The sequence below is a fragment of the Hydrogenophaga sp. genome, from assembly GCF_041633695.1.
In the GTDB taxonomy this organism is placed as follows: Bacteria; Pseudomonadota; Gammaproteobacteria; order Burkholderiales; family Burkholderiaceae_C; genus Hydrogenophaga.
The window spans coordinates 1-6,394 of the sequence record NZ_JBFJMY010000243.1; the positions used below are offsets into that span (position 1 = coordinate 1).

6 protein-coding genes are annotated in these 6,394 nt (G+C 61.2%); all 6 read left to right on the forward strand.

Translation table 11 applies throughout. From position 1 onward, the window contains the following. Positions 1-803: CaiB/BaiF CoA transferase family protein (locus ABYB95_RS14710; RefSeq protein WP_372659320.1), on the forward strand; the 803-nt coding region annotated here is incomplete at its 5' end. A gap of 72 nt (positions 804-875) precedes the next feature. Beyond that, positions 876-2,513 carry an acyl-CoA synthetase gene (locus ABYB95_RS14715; protein ID WP_372659321.1) on the forward strand — a complete coding sequence of 546 codons (1,638 nt, stop codon included), beginning with the start codon at positions 876-878 and terminating at the stop codon, positions 2,511-2,513. A gap of 166 nt (positions 2,514-2,679) precedes the next feature. Beyond that, the gene (locus ABYB95_RS14720) at positions 2,680-3,849 is read left to right on the forward strand and encodes an iron-containing alcohol dehydrogenase (protein ID WP_372659322.1); all 1,170 of its coding nucleotides are present in this window, start codon (positions 2,680-2,682) and stop codon (positions 3,847-3,849) included. Positions 3,850-3,966: 117 nt separating this feature from the next. Continuing rightward, positions 3,967-4,842 carry a branched-chain amino acid ABC transporter permease gene (locus tag ABYB95_RS14725; protein WP_372659323.1) on the forward strand — a complete coding sequence of 292 codons (876 nt, stop codon included), beginning with the start codon at positions 3,967-3,969 and terminating at the stop codon, positions 4,840-4,842. Positions 4,843-4,852: 10 nt separating this feature from the next. Next, on the forward strand, positions 4,853-5,884 hold the full coding sequence (locus tag ABYB95_RS14730) for a branched-chain amino acid ABC transporter permease (protein ID WP_372659324.1): 1,032 nt from the start codon (positions 4,853-4,855) through the stop codon (positions 5,882-5,884). Further along, the coding region (locus ABYB95_RS14735) for an ABC transporter ATP-binding protein (RefSeq protein WP_372659325.1) at positions 5,881-6,394 on the forward strand (514 nt) is incomplete at its 3' end. The genes ABYB95_RS14730 and ABYB95_RS14735, both read left to right, overlap by 4 nt.

Sequence of the window (6,394 nt, forward strand, 5' to 3'; positions counted from 1 at the left end):
ACGGCCAAGACGGACCCTATGCAAAGGTGGCGGGCCACGACCTGAACTACCTGGCGCTTGCAGGCGGTCTGCACCTGTTCGGCACACCCGCGACCGGACCCATCGTGCCCGGCCTGTCGATTGCCGATGTGGGGGGCGGATCGCTCATGGCCGCGTTCGGAATACTGGCGGCGCTGCAGGCTCGCCGAGCCGACGGCCAAGGGCAGTTCGTCGACATTTCGATGACCGACGGACTCGTGCCATGGCTGGCTTATCACGCGGCTGACTACCTCTTCGCGGGCGTGGAACCCAAAGGCGGCGAACGGGCCTTTCTGGGCGCGGCGCCTTGCTACAACGTCTACCTTTGCGGCGATGGCCGCCACATGACGCTGGGCGCCATCGAAGCGCATTTTTGGGCCGCATTTTGTGATCTGGTGGGGCACCCCGAACTCAAGGCCGACCAGTGGCCCGAGGGCGAGGTATGCGAACGCCAGTTCGCCGTGGTGCGGGCGCTGTTCCTCACCGCAACCGCTCAAGAATGGTTTGAACGGCTGAAGGCGGCGGACATCCCCGCCACGCCTGCGAACTCCATGAAAGAGGCGTTTGCCGACCCCCAGCTCCAGCACCGGGAAATGCTGTTCCATATCGACCACCCGCGCGAAGGCCGCATCCCGCAACTGGGCTTTCCCATCAAGTTTTCCAGAACACCCGGAAGCGTCAGGCTGGCACCTCCCATGCTGGGCCAACACAGCGAGGAAACGCTGCTGGGTGCTGGCTATACCGACCAGGAAATTGCCACGCTCAGGGAGCGAAACGTCGTCTGATGCCTGAACCCTGCTTGCCATCCGCCAGCCCACAGGAACCAAGATGCACCCGATACAGCAAGGAGACAGAAAATGAATATCCAACACGACAGCTACCTGGACGAATACAAGGCTTTCCGCTGGAATTTGCCCAAAACATTCAATTTCGGCCGCGATGTCGTTGACGCCTGGGCGGCTAAAACACCCGACCGGGAAGCCTTGATCTGGTGCGACGAGTCCGGGAAGGAGGAGCGCTACACGTTCAACGCCGTCAGCAAGCAATCGAACCAGGTGGCCAACCTCCTGCGCGCATGCGGCGTGAAAAAGGGCGACCGTGTGATCGTCATGTTGCCCCGAATACCGCAATGGCAACTGGTCATGGTGGCCTGTACCAAGCTGGGGGCGGTACCCATCCCCTGCATCGACATGCTCACCGAAAAGGACGTCACGTACCGGGCCCGGCATGCCGGCGCGACGGCTGCGGTCACAACTTCTGCGAACACGGGCAAGTTCGCCGGATCGGGCATTGCAACCCGGTTGGCCGTCGGCGTCTCGACCGACATCGGGCCTGGCTGGCTGGATTTCAACACCGAAATGGGCCGTGCCAGTGCGGCATTCGCCTGCGACGACACCGACCTCGATGATCCGGCGGTGATCTACTACACGTCCGGATCCACCGGTCTGCCCAAAGGTGTCGCACATGCCTCCCGCGCCCTGTTTTCCTGGCGGGTATCGGCCCAGTACTGGCAGGAGCTGACCGAACAAGACCTCATCTGGTGCACGGCCGATACGGGGTGGAGCAAGGCGGGCACCAGCATTCTCTGGGGACCCTGGTCCTGCGGCAGCGCGGTGCTCTTTTATAACGGCCGCTTCGATCCTGCAGACCGCTTGCTCAAGATCGAAAAATACGGCGTGACCGTGTTTTGCGGCTCCGCCACCGAATTTCGCCATCTCATCAACGAGCCGGGTATTCGTGAACACCAGTGGCGGCTCCGGCTTGCCGTTTCGGCGGGTGAGTCGGTCAATCCAGACGTGGCACGCCGCTGGACCGAACAGACCGGGATACCGCTGGTCGAAGCGTATGGGCAGACCGAAACCCTGATGACCGTCGCGAACCAGACCCGCTCCATTCAAAAGCCCGGCTCGATGGGACGCACGCTTCCTGGAAGCGAGATGGTCGCCGTGAATGAACAGGGCGACATCGTCCCCCGTGGCACAGCCGGCCAACTGGCGCTTCGTTTACCGAATCCGCAATTGATGCTGGGCTACTGGAACGACCCGGCACTGACCCAGAAAACCCGGCTGACTTGTGGATCGCACGATTACTTCCTGACGGGAGACATGGTCGTCATCGACGAAGAGGACTACGTCTTCTACCAAGGTCGCACGGACGACATCATCAGTTCGGCGGGCTACCGGATCGGCCCCATGGAAGTGGAGAACGCGCTCATGGAGCATCCGGCGGTGATGGAGTGCGCGGTGGTCGGCAGCCCCGATCCCGACAGGGGCGAGGTCGTCAAGGCCTTCGTGAAACTGTGCAGCGGCATTTATGGCGACAGTGCGCTGGTGCTGGCGCTCCAGGAGCATGTCAAGCAAACGACGGCGCCCTACAAATATCCGCGGCTCGTCGAGTTTGTCCAGGACATTCCCAAAACACCGTCCGGGAAGTTGCTGCGGCGCGAACTCCGTGCAAGCGAGTACGCACGGCACAGCGACCGCATACCCGCCTGAACCCAGCTGCGAAGGCCCGCCTCGCGCGGAAGCGCCCTCGCACCGTGACCTCAGAAATTCTGAAACATGCAGCGCATGGACACATGCCATTCATCGTGGATGAACGGCATTGCGAGGCACGCCCCTTTCATCGGGCGCGTGTCCGCTGCGAAAAAAAGGCAAGCACATGATCAAAACCGGCCGCTATGAATTTCTCGCCCAAGACGGCGTGCTGTTCGGCACGCCATGCGTCCAGGCCGTGGTGCAAACCGTGGAAGAACTGGGCGCCAGACGGGTGTTTCTGGTGTCGAGCCAATCGCTCAGCCGAAAGACCGACGTGGTCACCAGCATCGCTGACGCGCTGGGCGATCGCTGTTGCGGTTTGTTCGATGCGTGTGTCGCCCACGTACCACGAGACAGCGTTTTTCGCGCATTGGCTGCCGTGCGTTCGGCACAACCCGACCTGATCGTGACGGTAGGTGGAGGCACGCCGATCGACACGGTCAAGATGTTGCTGATCTGCCTCGCAGAAGAACTGCAATCGCCGGACCAGCTCGACGGATTCGCCATCCGCGTGCGGGCGGATGGCAGCAAACACCTGCCTGCCATCCAGCGACCACCCGTGCGCCAGATCGTCATACCCACCACACTGTCTGGCGCCGAATTCAGCAACTTGGCCGGGTGCACCGACAGTGAACGGCAGATCAAGGACCTGTTCACCGCCAAAGAAATCGGCGCGCAACGGGTGATCCTCGACCCGGCCATCACCGTGCACACGCCCGACTGGCTGTGGCTTTCAACGGGTATGCGCGCCATTGACCACGCCGCTGAAACCATTTGCTCGCGCAACCCTCAGCCCTTCACGGACGCGACATGCCTACATGGCTTGCCGATGCTTGCGAACGCCCTGCGCCAGACAAAAGTCGATCCGTGCCTGCTGGAAGCGAGGCTGAACAGCCAGTTGGCCGTTTGGCTTTGCTGCACCGGGTTGAACCGCATCGAATGGGGTGCAAGTCACGGCATCGGTCACCAGCTCGGAGCTGTCGCGGGCGTCCCCCATGGCCATACATCGTGCGTCATGCTGCACAACGTTCTCCGGTACAACCAAGTGGCCAACGAGGGGCGGCAGGCCTTGATCAGCCAGGCCTTGCGCAGGCCCGATACCGCTGCCGGTGACCTCATCCAAGAACTGGCCACGGACCTGGGCCTGCCGACGCGGCTGCGCGATGTGGGCGTGCGTCGCGAGCATTTCGCGGCCATCACGACCGCGGCCATGCAAAGCGTGATGGTGAAAACCAATCCACGCCCCATCACCCGCCCCGAACAGCTCCTGGAGATCCTGGAGCAGGCATGGTAGTTCGCTTCCCCGCCCGCACGGCGGCTCCTGAAAGCGCCATGCGTCGTCAACGTGCGGTGGCATCCAAACATCCACACAAAAACCCAACACCATGAACATCTCTCGAGGTCTCAACTGATGCAGATCAACCTACCCGTTTTATTGAGCCAGCTCTTCCTGGGGCTGGTCAATGGTTCGTTCTACGCCATCCTCAGTCTCGGACTGGCCGTTATTTTTGGATTGCTGAACATCATCAACTTTGCGCACGGAGCACTGTTCATGCTGGGAGCGGTGCTGACCTGGATGGCCATGGACTACCTGGCGATCAGCTACTGGATCATGCTGGTCGCAGCGCCGGTGGTGGTGGCCATTTTCGGCATGCTGGTCGAGCGCCTGTTGTTGCGGCGGCTCTACAAGCTCGACCATTTGTACGGCCTGCTGCTCACCCTCGGGCTGACACTGCTTATTGAAGGTGCATTTCGGTCGGTGTATGGCGTGTCGGGCCTGAACTACGAAACACCGGAGTTGCTGCAGGGCAGCACAGACCTCGGTTTCATGGCCCTTCCCAACTACCGGGCCTGGGTCGTGGTCATGTCTTTGCTGGTTTGCACCGCCACCTGGTACGTGATTGAAAAAACCAGACTGGGCGCCTACCTGCGCGCAGGAACCGAGAACCCCCGCATGGTGGAAGCCTTCGGCGTCAATGTGCCCTTGATGATCATGCTGACCTACGCGTTTGGTGCCGGGCTGGCGGCCTTCGCCGGCGTGCTTGCCGCGCCGATCTACCAGGTCTCGCCGCTCATGGGCCAGAACCTGATCATCGTGGTGTTTGCCGTGGTGGTGATCGGTGGTATGGGCTCGATCATGGGCTCCATCCTCACCGGCCTAGGGCTCGGCGTTGTCGAAGGGCTCACCAAAGTCTTCTATCCCCAAGCGTCGTCCACCGTTGTGTTTGTCATCATGGTGATCGTGCTTTTGATCCGCCCGGCCGGCTTGTTCGGCAAAGAAAAGTGAAGGATCAAATATGAACGCCAACAAACTTCGCATGATCGGTTACGGCCTGGTTTTTCTGGGCCTGCTTGTGGCGCCAGCCATGGGCGCTTACCCGGTATTCGTCATGAAGCTCCTGTGCTTTGCACTCTTCGCTTCAGCCTTCAATCTGTTGCTCGGGTACACCGGCCTGCTCTCTTTCGGGCATGCCGCCTTCCTCGGCGGTGCGGCCTACGCCGCAGGCCACTCCATCAAGGCGTGGGGCCTGACGCCGGAACTGGGTCTGCTGCTGGGCACGCTCAGCGGTGCGGTGCTGGGGCTGCTGGTCGGCTTTTTTGCCATCCGGCGCCAGGGTATCTACTCCACCATGATCACGCTGGCCTTGGCGCAGATGTTCTTCTTCGTCTGTCTGCAGGCGCCCTTCACCGGCGGCGAAGATGGGCTTCAAGGTGTTCCGCGCGGAAAGCTGTTCGGCCTTGTCGACCTGCAAAACGACCTCGTCATGTATTACGTGACGCTCGCGGTCGTGACCGCCGCCTTCCTGGTCATTGTGCGGACCATCCACTCTCCCTACGGGCAGGTGCTCAAGGCCATCAAGGAAAACGAGTCCCGCGCGGTATCGCTGGGCTACGACACGAACCGCTTCAAGCTATTGGCTTTCGTGCTCTCTGCGGGGCTGGCGGGCCTGGCTGGTTCGCTCAAAACGCTGGTGCTGGGTTTCGCCACGCTCAGCGATGCGCACTGGACCGCATCGGGCCACGTGATCCTGATGACGCTGGTGGGCGGCATGGGCACGCTGTCCGGCCCCATCGTGGGCGCTGCGGTGGTGGTTCTGCTGGAAAACAAGATCGGCGAATTCGGGCAATTCGTCGCTGCGCACACCGGCTTGGAATGGTTCAACGCGCTGGGCGAGTCGGTCAGCATGGTGACCGGGCTCATCTTCGTGGTTTGCGTGCTGACTTTTCGCAGCGGCATCATGGGCGAGCTCACCGCGCTCATCGAGCGGGTCCGCGCCCGCATATTTTCGAACGGCGACAAGCCTGTCTCTCGGGAGCAGAAAAAATGAGCGACTTCATACTCGAGACCCAACACCTGAGCAAAGAATTCAGAGGATTCACAGCGGTCAACGACGTCAGCTTGCAGGTTCAGCGCGGCACCATTCACGCGCTCATCGGCCCGAACGGCGCGGGCAAAACCACATGCTTCAATCTGTTGACCAAATTTCTGGAGCCCAGCTCGGGCCAGATCCGTTTCAACGGACATGACATCACCCGCGAACAGCCCGCGCAGATCGCCCGGCGCGGCGTGATCCGTTCCTTCCAGATTTCGGCCGTTTTTCCGCGCATGACGCTGATCGAGAACGTCCGCATCGGCCTTCAAAGAAAGTTGGGCACGGCTTTTCATTTCTGGCGCAGCGAGCACAGCCTGCGCCAGCTCGACGAGCGCGCCATGCAACTGCTGACGGAGGTGGGCCTGGACGATCTTGGGAATCAGTATATTGTAGTGGTGACCAATTTCTTCACCAAACATGTGCACTTGTTCCCTGTGGCTCGAAAGGACGCAGTTACGACGGCTG

What these genes read in the sequence shown, in the direction of transcription:
- ABYB95_RS14715 (WP_372659321.1), top strand. Translation starts at nt 876, where the DNA reads ATGAATATCCAACACGACAGCTACCTGGACGAATACAAGGCTTTCCGC.
- ABYB95_RS14730 (WP_372659324.1), top strand. Translation starts at nt 4,853, where the DNA reads ATGAACGCCAACAAACTTCGCATGATCGGTTACGGCCTGGTTTTTCTG.
- ABYB95_RS14720 (WP_372659322.1), top strand. Translation starts at nt 2,680, where the DNA reads ATGATCAAAACCGGCCGCTATGAATTTCTCGCCCAAGACGGCGTGCTG.
- ABYB95_RS14725 (WP_372659323.1), top strand. Translation starts at nt 3,967, where the DNA reads ATGCAGATCAACCTACCCGTTTTATTGAGCCAGCTCTTCCTGGGGCTG.